Genomic DNA, 22137 nt, shown 5'->3' on the forward strand with positions numbered 1-22137 from the left:
AGGGTGTTGCGCTGCGTCGACAGACGTCAGTCGTTGGCGCACTCGTTGCCGAACGCGGGGTTCAGCAGCGCGATGACGTTGACGGTGTTGCCGCAGACGTTGACCGGCACGTGGACCGGCACCTGGACGACGTTGCCCGACAGCACGCCCGGGGAGTGGGCGGCAGCGCCGTGCGCGTCGCTGTCGGCGGAAGCGATGCCGGCGCCGCCGGCGACGGCCGCGGCGGCGACGGTGGTAAGGGCCAGGCCCTTCGCGATACGCGACATGGAGAGGTGCTCCTTGGGGGTTGACACAAACATCCGGGCGGACACCCGGCGCTGTGTCAACGCGCGGCGCCCGCGCGGGTTGTGCCGCCAATGGGGTGATCCCGAAAAGGGGGCCCCTTCACCATTCCGACACACTTGTCACGTTTCGCCGGATTAATACGGATAGCGGCTAGAGTTGCGCACCTCCTCACACACCCCTATAGCAAGCAAATCGCATTCATGACGCCCCCCTGACTTCCCGAAAGGGCCAAGCCGGTCATGCGCATTTCTCTGGGTCCGCCGCTGCGCCGTGCGACGGTGGGAGTCCTCGCCCTCGCGACGATCTGGGTACCCGGCGGTGCGCGGGCCGCCGCGCCGCCCGCCACCGAGGCACAGCGCGTCCCCTTCGCCGAGCGCTACCACGCGGTGCAGCACGGCGGCATCGTCCGCGCGGCCAACGCGGCCATCAGCTGCCGCACCGGCGCCACCGCAAGTACCCCCGCCTGCCCGGCCGTTCGCGAGGGCGGCCGGGGCGCGAACGGTGACTTCGACATGTTCTACGTCGATGTCGACCGCGACCCGAACACCTACAACTCCTCCCGCGCCGAGGTCCGGCTGCCGCAGGGCGCCCGGGTGACGTACGCGCGCCTGTACTGGGGCGGCAACCTCAAGGTGGGCGAGCAGAAGCCGCCGAAGGACAACGGGCGGGTGCTGATCGCGGAGCCCGGCGGGGAGTACAAGCAGGTTCTCGCGGACACGGTCGTGGGGCACCGGGTGGCGAAGGGCGCGGACGCGTTCCAGGCCTCCGCGGACGTCACGAAGCTGGTCCGCGAGAGCAGTTCGGGCCTGTACACCGTGGCGCAGGTCAATGTGGCGATGGGGAGGTCGGCCGCCGGTGCGTGGGGCGGCTGGACGCTGGTGGTGGCGTACGAGAACACGGCGGAGCCGCTGCGGCGGCTGTCCCTGTGGGACGGTTTCGACTCGCTGGAGCCCGGCGCGGGCCGCGAGATCCGGCTGCGCGGAGCGCGGATTCCGAGGGGCGCCGGCGGCCGGGTCGGGCTCGTCGCGTACAACGGCGACCGCGCACGCACCGGAGATTCGCTCACACTGTCGACCGGCCGTGGTTCGAACACCCTGTTGGCCGATTCCGCCAACCCCGGTGACGACGTACTGAATTCCACCATCTCGGAGCCCGGCGCGGCCCCGGAGTCCCGGGTTCCGGCGTACTCGAACACGCTCGGCTACGACTCCGATGTGTTCGATCTCGGCAGCGCTCTGCGGCGCGGCGGTGACCAGCTGGCCTTCCGGCTCGTTTCCCAGCGGGACGCGGCATGGGCCGGCGTGCTCTTCGCGGCCGTCGACGCACAGCAGTGAGGCGCGTTCCCGCCCGCAGTCCCGAGCGCCGTCCGTGAGCGAGGAAACCGCGCAATGCACCTGTCAGCACCCGACCCTCGGCCACGGGTCCTGCACCTCACCCAGCCGGTGGACGGCGGGGTCGCCCGTGTCGTCACGGACCTGACGCGGGCTCAGCTCGCGGCCGGCCTGCACGTCACCGTCGCCTGTCCGCAGAGCCCGCTCACGGACCGGCTGCGGTCGCTGGGCGCGGAGGTACGGCACTGGGAAGCGGCGCGGTCGCCGGGACCGACACTCGTTCGAGAGGTACGCCGACTGGGGCGGGTGCTCGCGGACGTGCGGCCCGATCTGGTGCACGCGCACAGCGCCAAGGCCGGGCTGGCCGGGCGGCTCGCGGTGCGGGGGCGGATCCCCACGGTGTTCCAGCCGCACGCCTGGTCGTTCGAGGCGGTCGGCGGGACCACGGCGGCGCTGGCGCTCAGGTGGGAGCGGTGGGGGGCGCGTTGGGCCTCCCGGGTGGTGTGTGTGAGCGAAGGGGAGCGCGCGACCGGCGTGCACGCCGGGATCGACGGCCGCTGGACGGTCGTACCGAACGGCATCGACCCCGAGCGCTTCCACCCCGCGGCCGTGGACACCGTACGGGCGACGCTGTTGCCCGAGGGGGATCCGGCGGCTCCGCTCGTGGTCTGTGTGGGGCGGCTGTGCCGGCAGAAGGGGCAGGACGTCCTGCTGGAGGCGTGGGAGGCCGTGGCGCGGCGGGTGCCCGCGGCCCGGCTGGTGCTCGTCGGGGACGGTCCTGACCGCGCCGAACTCGCCGCGCGCGCTCCCGCGTCCGTGCTGTTCGCGGGGGCCGTCGCCGACCCGGTCCCCTGGTACCAGGCCGCCGATCTGGTGGTGCTGCCCTCGCGCTGGGAGGGCATGGCCCTCGCGCCGCTGGAGGCGATGGCCTGCGGGCGGCCCGTGGTGGTGACCGACGTGGACGGCGCCCGGGAGAGCCTGCCGCCGGAGCTGGCGCCGCGCTGTCTCGTACCCCCGGACCGTCCGGCCCGACTCGCCGACGCCGTGGCCGAGTTGCTGCTCGACCCGCTGCTGCGCGAGTCGCTCGGCCACCACGGGCGCCGATACGTCCTGACCACGCACGACGTGCGGCACGCGGCCGAAGCGGTCGCCGCCGTGTACCGCGAGCTGCTGGGCGCCGCGCCCACCGCACCCGTCGTGCCCACCGAGTGCAGGGAGCCCATCCCCTCGTGACTGCGGAAAGTACGGTCCCCTCGCCCGGCGGGCAGCCACGGGATCTCGGATTCTCACCCCTCTCGGTCATGCCGCGCGGCACCGCCGCCGGTTTCCGGTTCCCCGCCCGCCGGCCGCCGGCCCGGCCCGCGTCCCCGGTGCCGCTGCTCGCCGCGGACCTCGCCGGCGCCCTGGTCGGTACCGTCGTCCTGGCCAGAGCTCCGCACGGACCGCTCCTGATGGCGCTACTGGTCGCCGCGTCGATGCTGCTGCGCACCCAGGTGCCGCGCCCGGTGCCGGGCGTCCTGGACGAACTGCCCACCGTCTGCGGCCGGATCGCGGTGTCCTGGATGGCGCTCGCGTCGCTCGTCGCGGCGCACTCCCCGCAGCACGCGATCTCCGCGCGCACCCTGCTCCTCGGCTTCCTGATCCAGTCGGCGGCGGCCTCGGCCGGCCGCGGTCTGGTGCACTGGCGCCGCCGCACCGCCGGGCTGACCCGCCCCCGCACGGCCCTCGTGATCGGCCCGGCGGCGACCGCCCAGCGCGTGGCCGCGTCCGTCCTGCGCCACCCGCGCTCCGGCGTGCTGCCGGTCGGCGTCGTCGCCGAACACCCGGACGGCACCGACGGGTTGCCTGTTCTGACGACGGGTCAGGAGGTGCAGCGCGCGCTCATCCAGAACGGCGTACGGGACGTGCTCTGCGTGCATCCCTCGGTACGGACCCAGCAGGGGCCGCTGCTGCGGGCGCTCGCCGAGTCGGGGTGCGCGGTGTGGGAGGTCGACGCGGACTCACCGTCGTACGCGTCCAACCACCAGTTCGCCGGGTTCTCCTGCCGGCGGCTCGACATGGGGTACGGGCGGCGGCGCGGCAGCGTCGGCAAGCGGGCGCTGGACGTGCTGGTGTCCGGGACGCTGCTGGCGCTGGTCAGCCCGCTGCTGCTGGTGTGCGCGGTGGCGCTGCGGCTCAGCGACGGACCCGGGGTGGTCTTCCGGCAGGAGCGCATCGGCAAGGACGGGCGCCCCTTCACGCTGCTGAAGTTCCGCACCCACCGCCCGGTCGACGAGCACGAGTCGGCGACCCGCTGGAGCGTGGCGAACGAGCACCGCATGTCGTGGTTCTGCCGCTTCCTGCGCCGCACCTCGCTGGACGAGCTGCTCCAGCTGTGGAACGTCTTCTGGGGCGACATGAGCCTGGTCGGGCCGAGACCCGAACGCCCTTATTTCGTCGCCCAGTTCAGCAAGACCTACCCCGGCTACGCGGCCCGTCACCGGATGCGGACCGGCATCACCGGGCTCGCCCAGATCCACGGGCTGCGCGGCGACACCTCGATCGAGGACCGGGCCCGCTTCGACAACGCCTACATCGACAACTGGTCGCTGTGGCAGGACATCTGCATCCTCCTGCGCACCGCCGCCTCACTCGTGCGTCCGACGGGAAGCTGAGCCGATGAGCCACGCGCTGACCCTGCCCAGGGTGCGGGAGTGGTCCCCCGTCCTCCCGGTGATCGCCGTGATCGCCCTGCTCGGACTGCCCCTCGCGCCCGGCGGCGACGGGGGCGCGGGCCCGGCCGACGCGGTCTCCGCGCTGGTGGTGCTGTACTGCGGGATCCGGCTCGTCCGGGACCGCAGGCGCCCCCTGACCCGTACCTCCGCCGTGGTTCTCGGCCTGCCCGTGATCGGGCTCGCGATCGCGGCGATGGGGGCGGCCTCGCCGGGCGCGGGCATCGGGGGCCTGGGCCGCTACCTCCAGGTCTTCGTGCTGGTGCCGGCCGCCGTCGTGCTGCTGGCCCGCGACCGGGGCGACTTCCGCCTGCTGGCCTGGTCGTTCGTCGGCCTCGCGCTGTGGCAGGGGGCGATCGGCGTGCACCAGTTCGTCACCGGGACCGGCGCCTCCTACCAGGGCGAGGACATCCGGGCCGTCGGCACCTTCGGGGCGAGCGACGTGATGGGGATGGCCACGGTCGTCTCCTTCGGACTGATCTGCGCGCTGGGCCTGGCGCTGGGGCCTGTCGGCCGAACAGCCGTACGGCAGCGGGCCCTTGCCGTCGGCTGCGCGCTCGCCCTGCTGATCCCGCTCGCCCTGTCCTTCAGCCGCGGGGCGTGGATCGCCACGGCCGTGACCTGTCTGGTGCAGCTGGTCCTCGCCGGGCTGCGGCGGGCGCTGAAGGTGGGCGCGGTCGCCGTCGCCGCCGGGGTGATCCTGGTCGGCGGCTTCGGGGTCGGCTCGGCGATGCTCCAGGAGCGGATCGACAGCATCACCCAAGTCACCGACGCCCCCGACCAGTCGGTCGTCGACCGGTACACGATGTGGGCGGCCGCCGTCGACATGTGGCGCGAACAGCCGCTCACCGGCGTCGGGTTGAAGGGCTTCCCCGAACACCGGGACGCGCACGCCTCCCTCGCCCTGTCCGCCGGCAGCGACACCGAGGGCGCGGGCGCGGCCTTCCGCAAGCAGCCCCTGCTCTCCCCGCACAACATGTACCTCCTCGTCCTCGCCGAACAGGGCCTCATCGGCCTGCTCGCCCTCGCGGGCAGCTGGCTGGCCCTGCTGGTGTGCGGCCTGCACGGCCTGTGGCGCGCGCGGAAGTCGGACACCGGCCTCGACTGCGCACTCGTCGCCTGCGGGCTGCTGGTCTGGCAGTTGATCGACTTCGTGTACGCCGACATCGGCGGCCCCTCGACCGTGCTGACGGCGGTGTGCTTCGGGCTGGTGGCCTGGTGGTCGCTGGTCGGAGCCCGCGGCTCGGACCCGGCGCCGGCCCCCGCGCTCTCCGTCGCCCCGCGCGCCGAGGAGGCCGCGGCACGATGACAGTGACGCCCTCACGGACCCCCGGGACCGACGCCGACACCGACGCCGACGCCAAGGCGGCCGTCCCCGCGGCCCGGACCCAGTCCGACGGCGTCACCGAACTCGCCCCCGTCTCCCGCGGGTTCCTCGCCAAGGCCGCGTTCGTCACCGCCACGATGTCCATCGCGGGCGCTCTGCTCGGCCTGATCCGCGACCAGGCGCTGGCCCGGCTGTTCGGGGCCGGCAGCGAGACGGACGCGTTCCTGGTCGCCTGGACGGTGCCGGAGTTCGCGGCCACGCTGCTGATCGAGGACGGGCTCGCCTTCGCGCTGATCCCGGCGTTCAGCCTGGCCCTGGCCCGCCGCGCGCAGGGCGCCCCCGGCGACCCGGTGCGCGCCCTGGTCGCCACCACGCTGCCCCGCCTCGCGCTGGCCTTCGTCGCGGTCGGCGCCCTCCTGGTCGCCGCCGCGCCCTGGGTGGTCGAGGCCCTCGCCCCGGGCCTGCCCGACCGCGCCCTCGCGGTGGACTGCACCCGCCTGACGGCGACCTGCGTACTGAGCTTCGGCCTGGCCGGCTACTGCAGCGCGGCCCTGCGCGCCCACCGCCGCTTCCTGGCCCCGGCCGCGATCTACGTCGCCTACAACACCGGCATCATCACCGCGATGTTCGTCCTCGGCGGACGCTGGGGGGTGCGCTCGGCGGCGGTCGGTGTCGCGGTCGGCGGACTCCTGATGGTGGCGATCCAGGCGCCCACCCTGGTACGGCAGTTGAGGCGCGGGGCGAAGTCCGCGGCGGGCGCGGCCGGGACGGGTGTGGAGGCGGCCGGTGCGGGCGCAGCGGGCACCGACGCGGCGGGCGTCGGCTCGTCGAGCGCAGGCGCACAGGGCGCGGCAGGCACCGCGAACGCGGCGAGCGGCGCCGGCACTCGCGCCGGTGGCTCCGGCACCGAAACCGGCGCCGGCGCCGGCGCCGGCAAGCAGACCGTGCGCCCCATCGACTTCGCCCTCGTCGCCACCGTGCTGCTGTTCGCCCTGTGCCGCCAGTCGCAGGTGCTCATCGAGCGCTTCCTCGGCTCCACCCTCCCCGCCGGTGCCATCTCGCACCTGAACTACGCGCAGAAGGTCGCGCAGATCCCGATGACGCTGTCGATGATGCTGTGCACGGTCACCTTCCCGGTGGTCGCGCGGGCGCTCGCCGACGGCGACACCGAGCGGGCCCGCAGCCGGGTGGAGCGCGATCTGGCGCTTGCCGCGTCCATGGTGCTGCTCGGCGCGGCCACGGTGATCGCCTGCGGCCCGCAGATCATCGAACTCCTCTTCCAGCGGGGCGCGTTCACCGCCCAGGACACGGCGGCGACGGCGAGCGTGATGCGCGTGTACGCCCTCGGCCTGCTCGGCCAGACGCTCACCGGCGTCCTGGTCCGCTCCTACTTCTCGGCCGGCCGGGCCACCTGGTACCCGGTCGTCGCGATGGCCGCCGGCATCGTCGTGACGTCCTGGATCGGCGCGTGGACGCTCGCGCCGTGGGGCGTCTCCGGCATCGCCCTCGCCAACGCGGCCGGCATCACCGTCACCGCCGTCCTCCTGCTGGCCGGCATGGGCCCGCGCAGCGTGCCGATCCGCACCCGGCGGGTGCTGGCGGAGCTGAGCAGGCCGGCCCGGGCCGCGGTGGTCGCCACGGTGGCCGGGGCGTTCGTCGCGAGCCGGGTCGACGCCGCCGTGCCAGGGCTCGCCGCCGGCACGGTCACCGTCGCGGCCGTCTTCCTCCTCCTGTGCTGGGCCCTCGACGCCCAGGGCGTCGTCCCCGCACTCCGTTCCGTCCGTTCCGCGACCCGAAGGCTGACGCATGGCCGCACCCGTTGACTCCCCAGCCACCGCCGGCCGCCGCGCGCCCGGCCCGGTCCCGTGGGTGGCGATGTACCACTCCGTCGGTGACTGCTCGGACGACCCGTACCGCATCACCGTCACCCCCGAACGCCTCGACGCCCAGCTCACGTGGCTGGGCCGGCGCGGCCTGCGGGGCGTCTCCATGGCCGACCTGCTCGCCGCCCGGGCCCGCGGCGAGGGCCGCGATCTGGTCGGGCTGACCTTCGACGACGGGTACGCCGACTTCCTCGACGGCGCCCTGCCGGTGCTGCGGCGGCACGGCTTCGGCGCCACCCTCTTCGTGCTGCCCGGCCGGCTCGGCGGCGACAACGCCTGGGACCCGCTGGGCCCGCGCAAGCCGCTGCTGACCGCCGACGGCATTCGGCGCGCGGCCGACGAGGGCGTCGAGATCGGCTCGCACGGCCTCACGCACGTCGACCTCACCAAGGCGGACGACACCACGCTCAGGGCCGAGGTCGCCGAAAGCCGTTCCGTGCTGGCCGAGTTGACGGGCGTGCTGCCAATCGGCTTCTGCTACCCGTACGGCACGATCGACCAGCGCGCCATGGACGCCGTACGGGACGCCGGGTACGCGTACGCCTGCGCCATCGACCCCGGCGAGCTCAACGGCCTGCTGGCGCTCCCCCGCGTGCACGTCGGGCAGAACGACACCGCCGTACGCCTCCACCTCAAGTACCGGCTGCACCGCCTGCGTCGGCGTCCCGTCGAGGGGCTGCGGTGAAGGCGCTGCATGTCATCACCGGCCTCGGCGTGGGCGGTGCGGAGCAGCAACTGCGGCTGCTGCTGCGGCACTTGCCGGTCGACTGCGATGTCGTGACGCTGACCAACCCGGGCGCGGTCGCCGACGGTCTGGTCGCGGACGGGGTGCGGGTCACCCACCTCGGCATGGCCGGCAACCGTGACCTGGCCGCGCTGCCCCGGCTGGTCCGGCTGATCCGCTCGGGCCGCTACGACCTCGTGCACACCCACCTCTACCGCGCCTGCGTCTACGGCCGGCTCGCCGCCCGGCTCGCCGGCGTGCGCGGGATCGTCGCCACCGAACACTCCCTGGGCGACTCGCAGATGGAGGGCCGCAGCCTCACGGCGGGCGTGCGCGGGCTCTATCTGGCCAGCGAGCGCCTCGGCCGTTCCACGGTCGCCGTCTCCCCCACCGTCGCCGACCGGCTCAAGCGCTGGGGCGTGCCCGGGCCGCGCATCGAGGTCGTCCCGAACGGCATCGACCTGACCCGCTTCGGCTTCGACCCGGTCCGGCGCCACCGCACCCGCCAACGGCTCGGACTGCCGGAGGGCGCGTACGTCGTGGGCGGGATCGGCCGGCTCACGGCGGGCAAACGCTTCGACGTCCTCATCCACGCCCTGGCCCGACTGCCGCAGGACTACTGGCTGTTGCTGGTCGGCGGCGGCCCGGAGGAGAACGTCCTGCGGCGCACCGCGCACGAGGCCGGGGTCGCCGACCGGGTCCTGTTCACCGGCGAACGCCCCTACGTCTCCGACGGCACCCCCGGCCCCGATCTGCCCTCCCTCACCGCCGCGATGGACCTGCTCGGCTCGCCGTGTCCCGAGGAGGCGTTCGGCCTGGCGATCATCGAGGCGCTGGCGTCCGGGCTGCCCGTGCGCTACGCGTCCTGCCCCGCCATCGAGGACCTGCCTCCCGGTGCCGCGGCCGGCGCGCGCCAAGTGCGGGGCGGGGCCGAGGAGTTCGCCGCCGCGATCGCCGCGGCCCGCGCCGCGGAACCGGGCCCGCGCGCCGCCCCCGACGCGGCCCGCCACTACTGCATCACCCGCAGCGCCGCCCAGTTGATGAACGTCTACGCGGCCGCGGTTCCCCAGAAGTCGTCGCCCTTGTCCCCGTCCCCTTCACCCCAGGGAGCCAGTTCCCCATGACCGAGAACACCTCAGGCCCACGCCGCCCCGCCGCCCTGAACCGCGCCCGGGCCCTGCCCCCGTGGACCCTCGTCGCGGCCGGCGCCCTCGTCGGCGGTCTGCTCGGCGGCGGGTACGGCCTGGTCCAGCCCGCGGAGTACACGGCCACCAGTTACGTCGTCGCCGTCCCGACCGAGAAGTCCGACCCGGCCTCCGCGCTGGGCTTCGCGCAGGCCTACGGGCGGGTCGCGACCCAGCTCGCGGTGCTCGGGGACGCTCAGGTGTGGGCGGGCGTGCCGGTGAAGACGCTCCAGTCGAGCGTGCAGACGGCGACCTCGCCGGACGCGCCGATGGTCGCGATCACCGCCACCTCCGAGCGCCCCGACCGCGCCGCCGACATGGCCAACGCCGTCTCCCGCGCCCTGACCCGGCACGCGAACGACGTCAAGGCCACCACCAACGTCGAGCTCCAGCAGTTCGCCCGCGCCACCAAGCCGACCGCGCCCTCCTCCGCCTCCCCGGCGGTGACCGGACTGGTCGGGGCGAGCGCGGGCGGGCTGCTCGGCGGCCTGGTGCTGCTGGTGCGGCCGCGCCGGACCGCCGCCGCCGAGGCGGGCCGGCCCGCCTCGGTGCCCGGCCCGGCCGTCCCCGCCGAAGCCCACGGCCAGCTGTGACCTACACGACCCGACTGGTCACCGACGAGGGCGAGTTCGCCGAACTCGCCGCGGACTGGGCGCGGCTGTACGCCAGTTGCCCGTCCGCGACCCCGTTCCAGAGCCACGCCTGGCTGCACTCGTGGTGGCTGTCCTACGGCAGCCCCGGCCGCCTGCGGCTGCTCCTGGTGCGCGACGGCGCCGAACTCGTCGGCGTGGCACCGCTGATGCGGGTACGGCGCCCGGTGCCCGCGCTCGTGCCGCTGGGCGGGGCGATCTCCGACTACGGGGACGTCCTGCTGGACGAGGAGCGCGGTGAGGAGGCCGTCACCGCGCTCACCGAGGGGCTGGCCGCGTGCGCCCGCACCGCTCTGATCGACCTGCGCGAGGTGCGGCCCGGCGGCGCGGCCGAGCGGGTCTACGAGTGCTGGCGCGGGCCGCGCCGCCGGGTGGGCGACTCGCTGTGCCTGGAGCTGCCCGCCCTGCCGATGACCGACCTGGTCGCCCGGCTGCCCTCGGGCAAGGCCCAGCGGGTCCGCGCCAAGCTGCGCAAGCTGACCGCGCTCGGCGTCGAACGGCACGTCGTGACCCCGGACGAGGTGGACAAGGCGCTGCGCCGGCTGCTGGAGCTGCACCAACTCCAGTGGCAGGGGCGAAAGGTGACGTCCGAGCATCTGCGGCCCCGGTTCTGCGAGCACCTGGTGCGCTCGGTCGGGCCGATGGTCCGCTCCGGGGACGCGGTCGTCACCGAGTTCCGGCTCGACGACGACGTGGTGGCCGTCGATCTCACGCTGCTGTCCCGCCGGCTTGCGGGCGGCTACTTGTACGGCGCCCACCCGTGCCTGCGCGAACGCAAGGCGGACGTGGCCGTGATGCTCCTCGACGCGTGCGCCGAGCATGCCCGGGGGACGCTGAGCCTGCTGCGCGGCAACGAGCCGTACAAGCATCACTGGCGGCCCGAACCCGTCGTCAACCAAAGGCTGTTGCTGGCCAGGCGCCGCACCGCCCCGCTGCTCGCGGCGGCCGTCTGTGACGTGGCGGCGCGGCGGCGGGGCAAGGAGCTGGTGCGGACGTGGAGGGAGCGCGGTGGCGGCGGACCGTGAACGGCCCGCCGCCGGTCCGGACTCACCGGTTGCGCGACCACCAGTCCAGGCGCAGACACAGCTTCCCGCCGAGCCAGTACTCGACCCAGTCGCCGAGATCCATCGGCGAGCAGTTGGCCGGGTGTGCCGGGGTGGGCTGCGGGCTGGGCTCGGTCGGCTTGGGCGGTGTGGTCGGAGTGGTCGGTTCGGTCGGCTTGGGCGGTGTGGTGGGCTCGGTCGGTGTGGTCGGGGTGTCGGTGCGGCCGAAGAGGACGGACCGGTAGACCTTCGACGACTTGGGGTTGGACGAGCACTGCCACACACCGTGCGGGCAGTAGTCGGTCAGCGTGTTGTACAGCGGCTTGTGCTCGTCCATCCAGGCGAGCATCCGCTTCATGTACTCGGCGTTGTCGCCGTTGCGGAAGAGTCCCCATTCCGGATAGGAGATGGGCTTGCCGTGGGATTTGGCGAAGTCCACGTGCTCCTGGAGTCCGTAGGGCTCTTTCACCTGCTCGTCGAAGGTCAGCCCGGACGGCTGGTCGTAGGAATCCATGCCGAGGATGTCGACGGTGTCGTCACCCGGATAGCACTGCGTCCAGGGAATGGCGTCCCGGCCGCGGGTCGGCGTGAAATCGAACCGGAATTTCTGGCCCGGCACCGACCGCATGGTGGTGACGATCCTGTTCCAGTACTTCTTCCAGGACTCGGGGTCCGGTCCGCAGCGGGAGGTGTAGGTGGTGCCGTTCATCTCCCAGCCGAGCACGATCACCGTGTCCGGCACCTTCAGGTCGACAAGCCGCTGGGCGAGCGCCTTGAAGTGCCGGTCGAAGTCGCCGGCCGCGCCCTGCCGCAGCAGCGCCCGCACCTGGTAGTCGGACACGCCCTCCTCGTTGCGCTCCAGCATGGGGACGTTGAGGACGAGCATCCGGTCGTCCCGCTCGGTGCGCCAGTCCGCCCACACGTCGAGGAACCCGGGCGGTCCCTCGATGTTGCTCCAGCGGTCGCCGGGCAGGTAGGTGTGCCCGACCCGCAGCTCGGCGCCGCCCAGCCAGCGGCTGAGCTCGGCGATCCGGGCCACCCCGCGGGCGCCGTAGTCGAGGTAGGCGCCGAAGGCCGGGGTGTCCTTCTTGGGCTCGGCGGAGGGGGTCTTGGTCGGCGGGGTCTGCACGGACGGGGTCTGCACGGACGGGGTCTGGGCGACCGGGACCTGGGCGGCCGGGGTCTGGGCGGGCAGGGGCTGGGGGGCCGTCGGGGCCTCCACCGCCGGCTGCGGCACCGCGGGTGCCGGGGACGTCGGCGTCGGAGCGGGAGGATCGGCGACCCGCACCACCCCCGCGGCGAAGCCAGGTCCGGACGCCAGGACAGCCGACACGACGACGGTGGCCGTCACGACCGCCAGCCGCCGGGACCGGGGACGTCGCTGCTGGGTCATACCTGCTCCTTTCTCCACTCTCGAATCTGCACTCTCGGACTTCCTTTACTGACACTCAGTCATATGAACGGCAATCACGCCACCGCCACTACGGCCTTCGAGTGAGAAGAAAAAATGCCCGTGTCGCTGTTTGACATCCGCGTCCCCGCGGTTCTCCTGCGAATCGACCGGAATCCCTTTCACCACGGCACACTCGGCGCCGTGCGCTCGCTCGGCAGAGCGGGGGTGAATGTGCACGTGATCGCGGATTCCACCGGAAGTCCCGTTTCCCGATCGCGTTTTGTACGTCAATTGCACCCACCGCCGCCACCGGGCGCGACCGCCCACGACATCGCCGTGGCGCTGCGCCGGGTGGCCGCCCGGATCGCCCGCCCCGCCGTGCTGATCCCGATGGACGACGCCAGTGCCGTCGCGGTGGGCGGGCTGCGCGACGAACTCGCGCCCTCCTACCTGCTGCCCGCGATGCCCGGCGCGGTGCCCGGGCGCGTCGCAGACAAGGCCGAACTGGCCGACCTGTGCGCCGCGTTGGAGGTCCCGCACCCGACCACGCTGATCCCCGACAGCCCGGCCCAGGCCGCCACCGCCGCCTGGCAGCTGGGCCTGCCGCTGGTGGCGAAGTGGAGCCGGCCCTGGCTGGTGCCGACCGGCACGGGCCTGCGCAGCACCGTCGTCGTGCGCTCGGCGCAGGAGGCGCGCGAGCTGTATCTGCGCTCCGAGGAGGCGGGCAGCCGGCTGCTGCTCCAGGCGTTCCTGCCGCCGGGCCCCGAGCGCGACTGGTTCTTCCACGGCTACGTCGACCGCTCGGGCGCCGTCCGCGGCGGCGGCGCGGGCCTCAAGCTGCGGGCCTGGCCGCGCGGCGCGGGTCTGACGGCGCTGGGCCGCTGGACGCCCAACCCGCAGGTGACGGCGCTGGCCGAACGCCTCACCGGCGAACTCGGCTACCGCGGCGTCCTCGACCTCGACTTCCGTCGCTGCGGCCGCACCGGCCGCTATCACCTCCTCGACTTCAACCCGCGCCCCGGCGCCCAGTTCCGCCTCTTCGCCGACGGCGCGGGACTGGACGTCGTACGCGCCCTGCACCTCGATCTGACCCACCGTCCGCTGCCGGCGCCGGCGCCGCTGGCCGGGCGGGAGTTCGTGGTGGAGAACTACGCGCCGCTGGCCGCGCTGCGCCCCGCCCCCGCCGGCCGCGAACTGGCCTGGCACGCCGACGACGACCGGGAACCCGGCCGCGCCCTGTGGCCCCTGTGGGGCCGCCATGTCTCCACCCGCCTCCGCGACCGCGTACGCGGCCCCGGCGCGGTGCCCGGTATTCCGGCACCCGCCCGCGTGGTCCACCAGGCCGCCGCCCCGGCACCCGGCCTGTCCCCCCGCACCCACCCGTCCGACCTGTCCGACCCGTCCGACCTCTCCGACGACGAGAAAGCGAGCAGCTGCTGATGTACGACCTGCTGGTGGTGGGCGCGGGCCCGTACGGCCTGTCCATCGCGTCCCACGCCGCGGCCGCCGGGCTGAGCCTGCGTGTCTTCGGCCGGCCGATGGCCTCCTGGCGCGACCACATGCCCGGCGGCATGTTCCTCAAGTCTGAGCCGTGGGCCTCCAACCTCTCGGATCCGGCGGCCCGTTGGCGCCTGGACGTCTACTGCGAGGGCCAGGGCGTGGCCGCGCGGCACGGGGAGCCGATCCCGGTCGATATGTTCGCCGACTACGGCCTCTGGTTCGCCCGCAACGCCGTCCCGGAGGTGGACGAACGGACGATCACCCGCGTCGCGCCCTGCCCCGGCGGCTTCGAGGCGGTCACCGACGACGGCCAGGTGCTGCACGCGCGCACGGTCGCACTGGCGGTCGGCGTCATGCCGTTCGTGGAGATCCCCTCGGCGCTGCGCGCCCTGGACTCCTCGCTCGTCTCGCACAGCAGCCACCACAGCGACCTGGCCCGCTTCCGCGACAAGGACGTCACCGTCATCGGCGGCGGCCAGGCGGCCCTGGAGACCGCGGCCCTGCTCGCCGAACAGGGCACGCGCGTACGGGTGTTGGCGCGGGCCGACGGACTGTGCTGGAACGACGTACCGCCGCCGTGGGTGCGCCCCTGGTGGCAGTCGGCCCGCTCCCCGCACAGCGGCCTGGGCTGCGGCTGGCGCAACTGGTTCTACGCCGAGCGCCCCGGCCTCTTCCACCGGCTGCCGGAGCGCACCCGGGCCGGCATCGCCGCGAGCGCCCTCGGCCCGGCGGGCGCCTGGTGGGTACGGGAGCGGGTGGAGTCGGGCGTCGAGGTGCTGCTCGGCCACGAGGTCACGGCGGCCCGCGCGGTACCGGGCGGACTGCGCCTGGAGGCACTGGACCGGAGCGTGTCGTCACTGCGCACCCTGGAGACCGAACACGTCATCGCGGCCACGGGGTTCACCGCCACCCGCGAACGCCTCTCGCTGCTCTCCGACGACCTGCGCACCGGCCTCGCGGCGGTCGCCGACGGCTCCCCCGGGGTCGGCCGCGACTTCGAGTCCTCGCACCCAGGTCTGTTCCTGGCGGGCCTGGTCACGGCCGCCGGCTTCGGCCCGGCGATGCGCTTCGTGCACGGGGCGACCTACACGGCGGGGGCGCTGGTACGGGGAGTCCGGCGCCGGCTGCGGACCAGTCCGGCCGGCGGGGCGATCCCGGCGCCGGCGAGCGGTGGGGACCAGGTGCAGGTGCGCCGATGACGAACGCCGGGTGCCGGACGCTGACCGTCCGGCACCCGGCGCACCTCGTACTGCTCGTACTGCTCGACTACCGGTGAGAGCCGGCCCGACCGCGCCGGTAGAGCACGGCGCCGGCCACGATCATCGCGGCGCTGACTCCCGCGGCACCCAGCATGGCCTCGCTGCCGGTGTGCGGCAGGGTGGGCGGAGGCGTGTGGTCACCGCCACCGGGGGGCGGGGTGTACGGCGGAGGCGTGTGGTCACCACCGGGCGGAGGGGTGTGATCGCCGCCGGGGGGCGGTGTGTGGTCACCTCCGGGCGGAGGGGTGTGGTCACCTCCGGGCGGGGGCGTGTGGTCACCGCCGGGGGGCGGGGTGTGGTCCCCAGCGGGGGGCGGTGTGTGGTCACCTCCGGGAGGAGGCGTGTGATCGCCACCGGGCGGGGGCGTGTGGTCACCGCCAGGGGGCGGGGTGTGGTCCCCACCGGGGGGAGGCGTGTGGTCACCGCCAGGAGGCGGGGTGTGATCCCCACCGGGCGGGGGCGTGTGGTGGCCTCCGGGCGGCGGCGTGTGGTCTCCGCCCCCGCACGAGTCGCCGGAGCCGTAGCCCGAGTCCTCGCACTCGTCGTCGGAGCCGTAGCCGGAGTCGTCGTCGCCGTACCCGGCGTGGCCGTGGTGCCCGCCGCCGTGCGAGCGGCCGTGCGTGGCCTGGCCCTCGGCACAGGAGTTGCCGAACGCCGGGTTCAGGGCGGCGACCACGTCGACGGAGTTGCCGCAGGCGTTCACCGGTACGTCGAGCGGGGCCTCGACCCGGTTGCCGGACAGGACACCAGGTGAGTCCGTGGCCGCGCCGCCCGTGTGCGTGTCGGCCAGGGCGGGGCCGCCGCACAGGGACAGAATGCTTGTCGCGGCGGCTGCCGCGACCATTCCCTTACTCAGGGTCTGTCGCATCTCTTTGTCTTCCTGCCTGAAGAAGAAGTGGGAAAAGCCGGCCTCGGACCGGGAAAAGACGTCCAAGGCCGGCTGTGACGCAGCCGAACGGCTGGTGCCTACGCGTTACGAGGTCAGTCGTTGACGCACGTGTTGCCGAACGCCGGGTTCAGGAGCCCGATGACGTTGATCGAGTTGCCGCACACGTTGACCGGAATGTGGACGGGAACCTGGACCACGTTGCCCGAGAGGACACCCGGCGATCCGATGGCGGCACCCTCGGCACCGGCGTCGGCGAAGGCCGGGGCGGCCAGGCCGAGGGCCATGACGACGCCCGCGACGACTGCGGCGGTCTTCTTCATGAGCTTTCCCTTCTCTGCGGTCATGCTCTGGTGACGGCCGAAACCGAGCGAGCACATTGGAGCGGCTCGCCATGACCTGCAGGCTGCAAAACGAGGGATAGACAGCGGAAGAAACTACGGAACATGAGCCACCGGATAATTCACTCGAACGCTCCGTGCCGAATTGACATATTGACCCACGAGGAGCAGTAACGCTTCTTCTCAAGCGGGCGCGCAGAAACGTCGGGCAGGTGCGAACAACGGTGGGGAGTCTCGTGGCGAGGCCCGGACGGCCGCACCGGAGAAACCGGTGGGCCGCCCGAGCCGTTTCGGTCGGTCGCGTCAGCTGCCGACGGCGCCGTTGCCCGACAGCACCGGGATGTTGTCCAGGATGTGCGACGCCGGCTCGTCACCCTTGGCCTGGGTGGAGTTCTCCGCGCACTGCTGGTTCTGCGGCGCCGACAGGACGGGCACGTCCTGCAGCACGGTGACCGGGACCAGGACGCCGACGATGGAGGCGGCGTTCACCTTGGCCGGCAGACCGACGCAGAGCTTGTTGAGGCTGCCCTGCACGAGCGAGCCCTGCGGGCTCATGGCGCCCTTGGTCTTGGCGTTGCCAAAAGCCTGCTCGGCGCCGTTGCCGTTGGTGGTCGTGACGCCGTCGTCGTTGCCAATGGCCAGCGCCTGGGGGGCAGTCGCGGCCGATACTCCGGCGACAGAAGCCGCGACCGCGGCTGCGGCCATTGCCTTCTTGAACATTTCTCCGGTCCTTTCCTGACGGGAGCACACATTCCTGCTTCCACCTCAACAAGGGGCGGCCGGATAGGTTTCGTGACTTCACCCGGTCGGATTCCACGTGGGCCATTGGAGTGAACGGCAGCAACCATGCGGCCCAGCGCCAGTTGTGCAGGTCGCTCCGGTGGACGGGGTGACTCCAGAAGGGACCACGCAAGTGATCAAGAAGGTTATGGCTGCCGCGGCGATCGCCGCCTCCGTCGCCGGTGTATCGGCCGCGACCGCGCCCCAGGCGCTGGCCATCGGCAACGACGGTGGCGTCACCACCACCAACGGCAACGGTTCCGAGCAGGTCTACGGCAACCAGGCCACGTACGGCAACATGAGCCCCCAGATGGCGCTCATCCAGGGCTCCCTGAACAAGCCCTGTGTCGGCCTGCCGGTCAAGGGCAACCTGGCCTCGCTCGTCGGTGTGGTGCCGGTGACGGTCGCCCAGGACGTGCCGATCCTGTCGGCCCCGCAGAACCAGCAGTGTGTCGAGAACTCCACCCAGGCGAAGGGCGACGAGCCGCTGTCGCACATCCTGGACAACATCCCGGTCCTGTCCGGCAACGGCTCCGCCGGCAGCTGATCACTGGGCACACGCGAACGGGCCGCCGAATTCCCGGCGGCCCTTTTGCATGCCCTTCGGTATGCCCTTCTGCATTCCGTCTTGATTCCGTGCGGCGCGCGCCCGTCGAGTGCGCTGCGCCAATCGGGGCATAAAGCGCAACCAAACGACTTCTCGCGGGTTGATCAACACGCGGCTCTGCAACGGAGTCCGCTCTCCGAAACTCTGCACGGAGTCCGCTCTCCGAAAGGGAACGAAATCATGAAGAAGCTGTTGGCGACCGCCGCGATCGCTGCCTCCGTCGCGGGTGTGTCGGCCGCCACCGCGCCCCAGGCGCTGGCGATCGGCAACGACGACGGTGTCACCACCACGAATGGCAACGGCGCCGAGCAGGTCTACGGCAACCAGTCCACCCACGGCGACATGAGCCCCCAGCTCTCGCTCGTGCAGGGCACCCTGAACAAGCCGTGCATCGGCCTGCCGGCCAAGGTGAACGCCGCCTCCATCGTCGGCCTGGTTCCGGTCACCGTCCTCCAGGACGTCCCCGTCCTGTCGGCCCCGCAGAACCAGCAGTGCACCGAGAACTCCACCCAGGCCAAGGGCGACGAGCCGCTGTCGCACATCCTGGACAACATCCCGGTCCTGTCCGGCAACGGCGCCGTGGGCAGCTGACCTCAGCAGCACCGCGAGAGCGGGTCGCCGAGCACTTCGGCGGCCCGCTTTTCCGTGCCCGCTACCGGGACCGCTTCTTCTGGTCGGGCTTGGCGTACAGCTCCTCGATCGCGTCCCCGTACACCGCCCGTACCGCGTGCCGCTTGACCTTCAGGGAAGGGGTCAGCAGCCCGTTCTCCTCGGTGAACTCGCCCTCGACCAGGGTGAAGGCGCGGATCGACTCGGCGCGGGAGACGGCTTCGTTGGCGTAGTCGACGGCCTTCTGGACGTCCGCGCGGATCCGTGGGTCGCGTGCCACCTCGGACAGCGGGGTGTCGGCGGGCATCCTGCGGACCGTCAGCCAGTGGGCGACCGCCTCGGGGTCGAGGGTGACCAGGGCGGCGACGAAGGGGCGGTTGTCGCCGACGACCAGGCACTGGCCGACCGGTGAGCGGCTGCGCAGCCGGTCCTCCAGGACGGACGGGCAGACGTTCTTGCCGCCGGAGGTGACGAGGATGTCCTTCTTGCGGCCGGTGATGGTGAGGTAGCCGTCCTGGTCCAGGGAGCCGAGGTCGCCGGTGGCGAACCAGTCGTCCTGGAGGACGGCGTCGGTGGCCGCCGGGTCGTTCCAGTAGGTACCGAAGACGATCCCGCCCTTGATGAGCACCTCGCCGTCGTCGGCGATCCGGATCGCGGTGCCGGGGACCGGGAGGCCGACGGTGCCGGGGCGGGGTTTGAGGGGCGGGACGATGGTGGCGGCGGCGGTTGTCTCGGTCAGGCCGTAGCCCTCGTAGACGATGATTCCCGCCGCGTAGAAGAACAGGTTGAGGTTGCGGTCGAGGGGGGAGCCGCCGCTGATCGCGTAGCGCATGCGGCCGCCGAGTTCCTTGCGGATGCGGCGGTAGACCAGCAGGTCGTAGAGGGCCCAGGCGGCGTAGAGGGGCGGGGTGGGGCCCTTGCCCGTGTCGAGGAACCTGTTCAGGTACGCCTCGCCGAAGCGGACGCCGATGCGGTCCGCGCGGTCGAAGGAGGCGCCGCGGCCGATCTTCTCGGCGGTGGCGCGGCCGGTGTCGTGGATCTTCTCGAAGAGGTACGGGACGCCGACGAGGAAGGTCGGGCGGAACTCCTTGAAGGCGGGGCGGAGTTCGTCGGGCTTGATGCTCGGGCAGTGGCCTGTCTCGATGCGTGCCATCAGGCAGGCGATCTGGAGGGTGCGGCCGAGGATGTGGGCGAGGGGGAGGAAGAGGAGGGTGGAGGCCACCTGGCGGGTGACCTCCTTGAAGATGGGGTGGAGCAGCTCGACCGTGTTGGCGGCCTCGGCGTGCAGGTTGGCGTGGGTGAGGACGCAGCCCTTCGGTTGTCCGGTGGTGCCGGAGGTGTAGCAGACGGTGGCGATGGTGTCGGGGGTCAGGGCGGCACGGCGCTTGGTGACCTCCTCGTCGGGGAGGTCACGGCCGAGGGCGGTGAGTTCGGCGAGGGCGTCGGCGTCCAACTGCCAGGTGTACGGCGGGTGTTCGTGGTCGGTCGTGCCCCTCGCCACCGTCTCCGCGTTCTCGGCGGTCTCCGTGACGACGAAGCGGGTGCCCGAGTCGCGGACGATCCACTCGACCTGCTCGGCGGAGGAGGTGGCGTAGATCGGGACCGTCTGGCCGCCGGCGGCCCAGATCGCGAAGTCCAGGACCGTCCACTCGTAGCGGGTGCGGGACATGACCGCGACCCGGCCGCCGGGTTCGAGGCCGGCCGCGATCAACCCCTTGGCCACGGCGGTGACTTCGCGGGCGAAGGCCGTCGCGGTGACCGGCCGCCAGGTGCCGTGCTCCTTGCGGCGCAGGAGTACCGCGTCGGGGGCCTCGGCCGCGTTGGTGAAGGGCAGGTCGGCGGTGCTGCCGGTGGTGGGCGTGGGAGCCATGGACGCGGTACGGGCCTCGCGGACCGTGCCGTGTTCGTCCCTGACCAGCTCGACCTCGGCGCGGGAGGCCAGGTCGGCGCGCTGCTTGGCCCGTTTCAGATCCTTGCGTACGCCCATGGCGGCTCCCGGTCGCAGGGTGCTGAACGGAGGTCAACTTACCGGGGCGTAACGAAAATTCAATGGGTTCCGCGGGGTCGGTTCAGGCGGCCGCGGAGTCGGCGGGCTCCAGCACCTTGCGGGTGATGCGCTCGCCGATCGCCGTCACCAGGGTGCGCGGGCGGCGCGGGTTGAGATGGGCGCCCAGCGCGTTGCCCAGACCCGGGGTGAGGTACGCGCGGTCGCGGTCGAGGGCGCGCAGGGCCGCGCGGACGACCGGTTCCGCGGTGGTGGGGGTGCCCATCGCGGCCCTGCGGGTGCCGATCGCCTCGAAGAAGCCCGTCTCGACCGAGCCGGGGCACAGGGCCGTGACCTTGATCCCGCGGCCTCGGTACTCCTGGCGCAGCGCCAGCGAGAAGTTGAGGACGAAGGTCTTGGTGGCGCCGTAGACCGCGAAGTACGGGGAGGGCTGATAGCCCGCCGTGGAGCCGACGTTGAGGACGGCTCCGGAGCCGCGCTCCAGCATGCCGGGGAGTACGGCGTGGGTGAGGTCCACCAGGGCGAGGACGTTGACCATGATCTCGTCGTGCTCGCGTCGTGGGTCGATCTCCTCGAAGCGGCCGCAGGTGCCGAAGCCCGCGTTGTTGACCAGCAGGTCGACGGTGAGACCGCGGGCGGCGAGGGCTTCCGCGACGCGGTCGGCGGCATCGGGCTCGGCGAGGTCCTGGGGCAGGACGTGTGCCTGGATGCCGTATGTCGTACGCAGCCGGTCGGCCAGTTCCTCCAGCCGGTCCCGGGAGCGGGCGACGAGGATCACGTCGTGGCCGCGGGCGGCGAGCTGACCGGCGAACTCGGCGCCCAGTCCGGAGGAGGCGCCGGTGATCAGGGCGGTGGATGTGGTGGTCATGGCCCTTCCCTTCAGAAGGTCGAGGTGAAGACGAGTCGAATCTCTAATTAAGACACTACTGTAGCGTTTATTTTCTTAACTGCAACAGCTCTGACTCAGATATTCGAGGAACGGCGACCCCGGCGTATCGTCTACCTCCAGTGGGGGTCAGGAGCCGACGGAGTGGAGGTGCCCATGGGCCGAGCGCTGCGGGCCGATGCCGAGCGCAGTGTGCGCGCGATTTTGGAGGCGGCCGAGCTGGTGCTCGCCGCCGATCCGAACGCGTCCATGGAGCAGATCGCCGAGGCCGCCGGGGTGGCCAGGACGACGGTCCATCGGCGCTTCGCCAGCCGGCAGGCGCTGATCGAGGCGCTCGCCGAGTCGGCCGTACGGCAGCTCACCCAGGCCATCGAGGACGCGCGGCCCGACACCACGCCGCCGCTGATCGCGCTGCACCGCGTCACCGCCAACGTGCTGCGGATCAAGGGGGCTTGGAGCTATGCCCTGGGGCAGCCGACCGATCAGGGCGGCGGCGCCGCGGCGGGCTGGGAGCAGCTCGGGGCGCGCTGCGTCGAACTGCTGGGGCGGGCCCAGGCCGAGGGTCTGCTCGACCAGGCCGCGGACCTGGAGTGGGTCCGCCGGGTCTACTACGCCCTGATCGGCGAGGCCCTGCACGACGACGAGCGCCCGGACCCCGATCCGGACGCCCTGGCGACGCTCGTCGTCGACACGTTGTTGTACGGCGCCGGCCGGCGGCCCGGCGCCGGCTGAC

At 72.8% G+C, this 22137-nt stretch carries 21 protein-coding genes; 14 read left to right on the forward strand and 7 right to left on the reverse strand.

The window, feature by feature from the left end:
* Positions 1 to 26: 26 nt before the first annotated feature.
* Positions 27 to 266, reverse strand: coding sequence for a chaplin (locus tag ACIP6U_RS24165; protein WP_401721332.1), 240 nt, complete (start codon positions 264 to 266; stop codon positions 27 to 29).
* 258 nt (positions 267 to 524) lie between these two features.
* Between ACIP6U_RS24165 and ACIP6U_RS24170 the strand changes: the two genes are divergently transcribed.
* The 9 genes from ACIP6U_RS24170 to ACIP6U_RS24210 are packed head-to-tail and all read left to right on the forward strand — an operon-like array spanning position 525 to position 11120.
* Positions 525 to 1619: a DUF3344 domain-containing protein gene (locus ACIP6U_RS24170; RefSeq protein ID WP_401721335.1), complete on the forward strand. Its 1095-nt coding sequence runs from the start codon at positions 525 to 527 to the stop codon at positions 1617 to 1619.
* Positions 1620 to 1673: 54 nt separating this feature from the next.
* Positions 1674 to 2849 (forward strand): glycosyltransferase, encoded by a 1176-nt coding sequence (locus ACIP6U_RS24175; protein WP_401721338.1) that lies wholly within the window; start codon positions 1674 to 1676, stop codon positions 2847 to 2849.
* Positions 2846 to 4270 carry a sugar transferase gene (locus ACIP6U_RS24180; RefSeq protein WP_401721341.1) on the forward strand — a complete coding sequence of 475 codons (1425 nt, stop codon included), beginning with the start codon at positions 2846 to 2848 and terminating at the stop codon, positions 4268 to 4270. The genes ACIP6U_RS24175 and ACIP6U_RS24180 overlap by 4 nt, the downstream gene beginning before the upstream one ends.
* Positions 4271 to 4274: 4 nt before the next feature.
* Positions 4275 to 5636 (forward strand): O-antigen ligase family protein, encoded by a 1362-nt coding sequence (locus ACIP6U_RS24185; protein ID WP_401721344.1) that lies wholly within the window; start codon positions 4275 to 4277, stop codon positions 5634 to 5636.
* The gene (gene murJ, locus ACIP6U_RS24190; protein ID WP_401721347.1) at positions 5633 to 7477 is read left to right on the forward strand and encodes a murein biosynthesis integral membrane protein MurJ; all 1845 of its coding nucleotides are present in this window, start codon (positions 5633 to 5635) and stop codon (positions 7475 to 7477) included. The genes ACIP6U_RS24185 and murJ overlap by 4 nt, the downstream gene beginning before the upstream one ends.
* The gene (locus tag ACIP6U_RS24195; RefSeq protein WP_401721350.1) at positions 7461 to 8222 is read left to right on the forward strand and encodes a polysaccharide deacetylase family protein; all 762 of its coding nucleotides are present in this window, start codon (positions 7461 to 7463) and stop codon (positions 8220 to 8222) included. Before murJ ends, ACIP6U_RS24195 begins: the two co-directional genes overlap by 17 nt.
* Positions 8219 to 9385: a glycosyltransferase gene (locus tag ACIP6U_RS24200; RefSeq protein ID WP_401721352.1), complete on the forward strand. Its 1167-nt coding sequence runs from the start codon at positions 8219 to 8221 to the stop codon at positions 9383 to 9385. The genes ACIP6U_RS24195 and ACIP6U_RS24200 overlap by 4 nt, the downstream gene beginning before the upstream one ends.
* Complete coding sequence (locus ACIP6U_RS24205) at positions 9382 to 10038, forward strand: lipopolysaccharide biosynthesis protein (protein WP_401721353.1); 657 nt, start codon at positions 9382 to 9384, stop codon at positions 10036 to 10038. The genes ACIP6U_RS24200 and ACIP6U_RS24205 overlap by 4 nt, the downstream gene beginning before the upstream one ends.
* Positions 10035 to 11120 carry a GNAT family N-acetyltransferase gene (locus tag ACIP6U_RS24210; RefSeq protein ID WP_401721355.1) on the forward strand — a complete coding sequence of 362 codons (1086 nt, stop codon included), beginning with the start codon at positions 10035 to 10037 and terminating at the stop codon, positions 11118 to 11120. Before ACIP6U_RS24205 ends, ACIP6U_RS24210 begins: the two co-directional genes overlap by 4 nt.
* A gap of 22 nt (positions 11121 to 11142) precedes the next feature.
* Here the strand turns inward: ACIP6U_RS24210 and ACIP6U_RS24215 are convergent, their stop codons facing one another.
* Positions 11143 to 12531 (reverse strand): glycosyl hydrolase, encoded by a 1389-nt coding sequence (locus ACIP6U_RS24215; protein WP_401721358.1) that lies wholly within the window; start codon positions 12529 to 12531, stop codon positions 11143 to 11145.
* A 120-nt stretch (positions 12532 to 12651) separates the two neighbouring features.
* Here ACIP6U_RS24215 and ACIP6U_RS24220 point away from each other — a divergent pair, with 120 nt between their 5' ends.
* Positions 12652 to 13971: an ATP-grasp domain-containing protein gene (locus tag ACIP6U_RS24220; protein WP_401721361.1), complete on the forward strand. Its 1320-nt coding sequence runs from the start codon at positions 12652 to 12654 to the stop codon at positions 13969 to 13971.
* On the forward strand, positions 13971 to 15230 hold the full coding sequence (locus ACIP6U_RS24225) for an NAD(P)-binding domain-containing protein (protein ID WP_401721363.1): 1260 nt from the start codon (positions 13971 to 13973) through the stop codon (positions 15228 to 15230). Before ACIP6U_RS24220 ends, ACIP6U_RS24225 begins: the two co-directional genes overlap by 1 nt.
* A 67-nt stretch (positions 15231 to 15297) precedes the next feature.
* Here the strand turns inward: ACIP6U_RS24225 and ACIP6U_RS24230 are convergent, their stop codons facing one another.
* From ACIP6U_RS24230 to ACIP6U_RS24240, 3 genes are all read right to left on the reverse strand, one after another.
* Positions 15298 to 16158 (reverse strand): chaplin family protein, encoded by an 861-nt coding sequence (locus ACIP6U_RS24230; RefSeq protein WP_401721365.1) that lies wholly within the window; start codon positions 16156 to 16158, stop codon positions 15298 to 15300.
* 113 nt (positions 16159 to 16271) lie between these two features.
* Entirely contained in the window at positions 16272 to 16499 is a 228-nt protein-coding gene (gene chpD / locus ACIP6U_RS24235) for a chaplin ChpD (RefSeq protein WP_124000095.1), read from the reverse strand.
* A 321-nt stretch (positions 16500 to 16820) separates the two neighbouring features.
* Positions 16821 to 17237, reverse strand: coding sequence for a rodlin (locus ACIP6U_RS24240; protein WP_401721366.1), 417 nt, complete (start codon positions 17235 to 17237; stop codon positions 16821 to 16823).
* A gap of 193 nt (positions 17238 to 17430) precedes the next feature.
* Here ACIP6U_RS24240 and ACIP6U_RS24245 point away from each other — a divergent pair, with 193 nt between their 5' ends.
* Positions 17431 to 17844: a rodlin gene (locus tag ACIP6U_RS24245; protein WP_124000097.1), complete on the forward strand. Its 414-nt coding sequence runs from the start codon at positions 17431 to 17433 to the stop codon at positions 17842 to 17844.
* Positions 17845 to 18084: 240 nt separating this feature from the next.
* Positions 18085 to 18495 (forward strand): rodlin, encoded by a 411-nt coding sequence (locus ACIP6U_RS24250; protein ID WP_124000098.1) that lies wholly within the window; start codon positions 18085 to 18087, stop codon positions 18493 to 18495.
* A gap of 61 nt (positions 18496 to 18556) precedes the next feature.
* Here ACIP6U_RS24250 and ACIP6U_RS24255 read toward each other — a convergent pair whose 3' ends face one another.
* Together ACIP6U_RS24255 and ACIP6U_RS24260 are read right to left on the reverse strand one after the other, a co-directional pair.
* Positions 18557 to 20500, reverse strand: a complete 1944-nt coding sequence (locus tag ACIP6U_RS24255) for an AMP-dependent synthetase/ligase (RefSeq protein WP_401721370.1) — start codon at positions 20498 to 20500, stop codon at positions 18557 to 18559.
* 82 nt (positions 20501 to 20582) lie between these two features.
* The gene (locus ACIP6U_RS24260; protein WP_401721372.1) at positions 20583 to 21386 is read right to left on the reverse strand and encodes an SDR family NAD(P)-dependent oxidoreductase; all 804 of its coding nucleotides are present in this window, start codon (positions 21384 to 21386) and stop codon (positions 20583 to 20585) included.
* A gap of 174 nt (positions 21387 to 21560) precedes the next feature.
* Here ACIP6U_RS24260 and ACIP6U_RS24265 point away from each other — a divergent pair, with 174 nt between their 5' ends.
* Positions 21561 to 22136 carry a TetR/AcrR family transcriptional regulator gene (locus tag ACIP6U_RS24265; protein WP_401721375.1) on the forward strand — a complete coding sequence of 192 codons (576 nt, stop codon included), beginning with the start codon at positions 21561 to 21563 and terminating at the stop codon, positions 22134 to 22136.
* Position 22137: the final 1 nt, after the last annotated feature.

It is taken from the genome of Streptomyces sp. NPDC088794 (assembly GCF_044750545.1).
Lineage (GTDB): Bacteria > Actinomycetota > Actinomycetes > Streptomycetales > Streptomycetaceae > Streptomyces.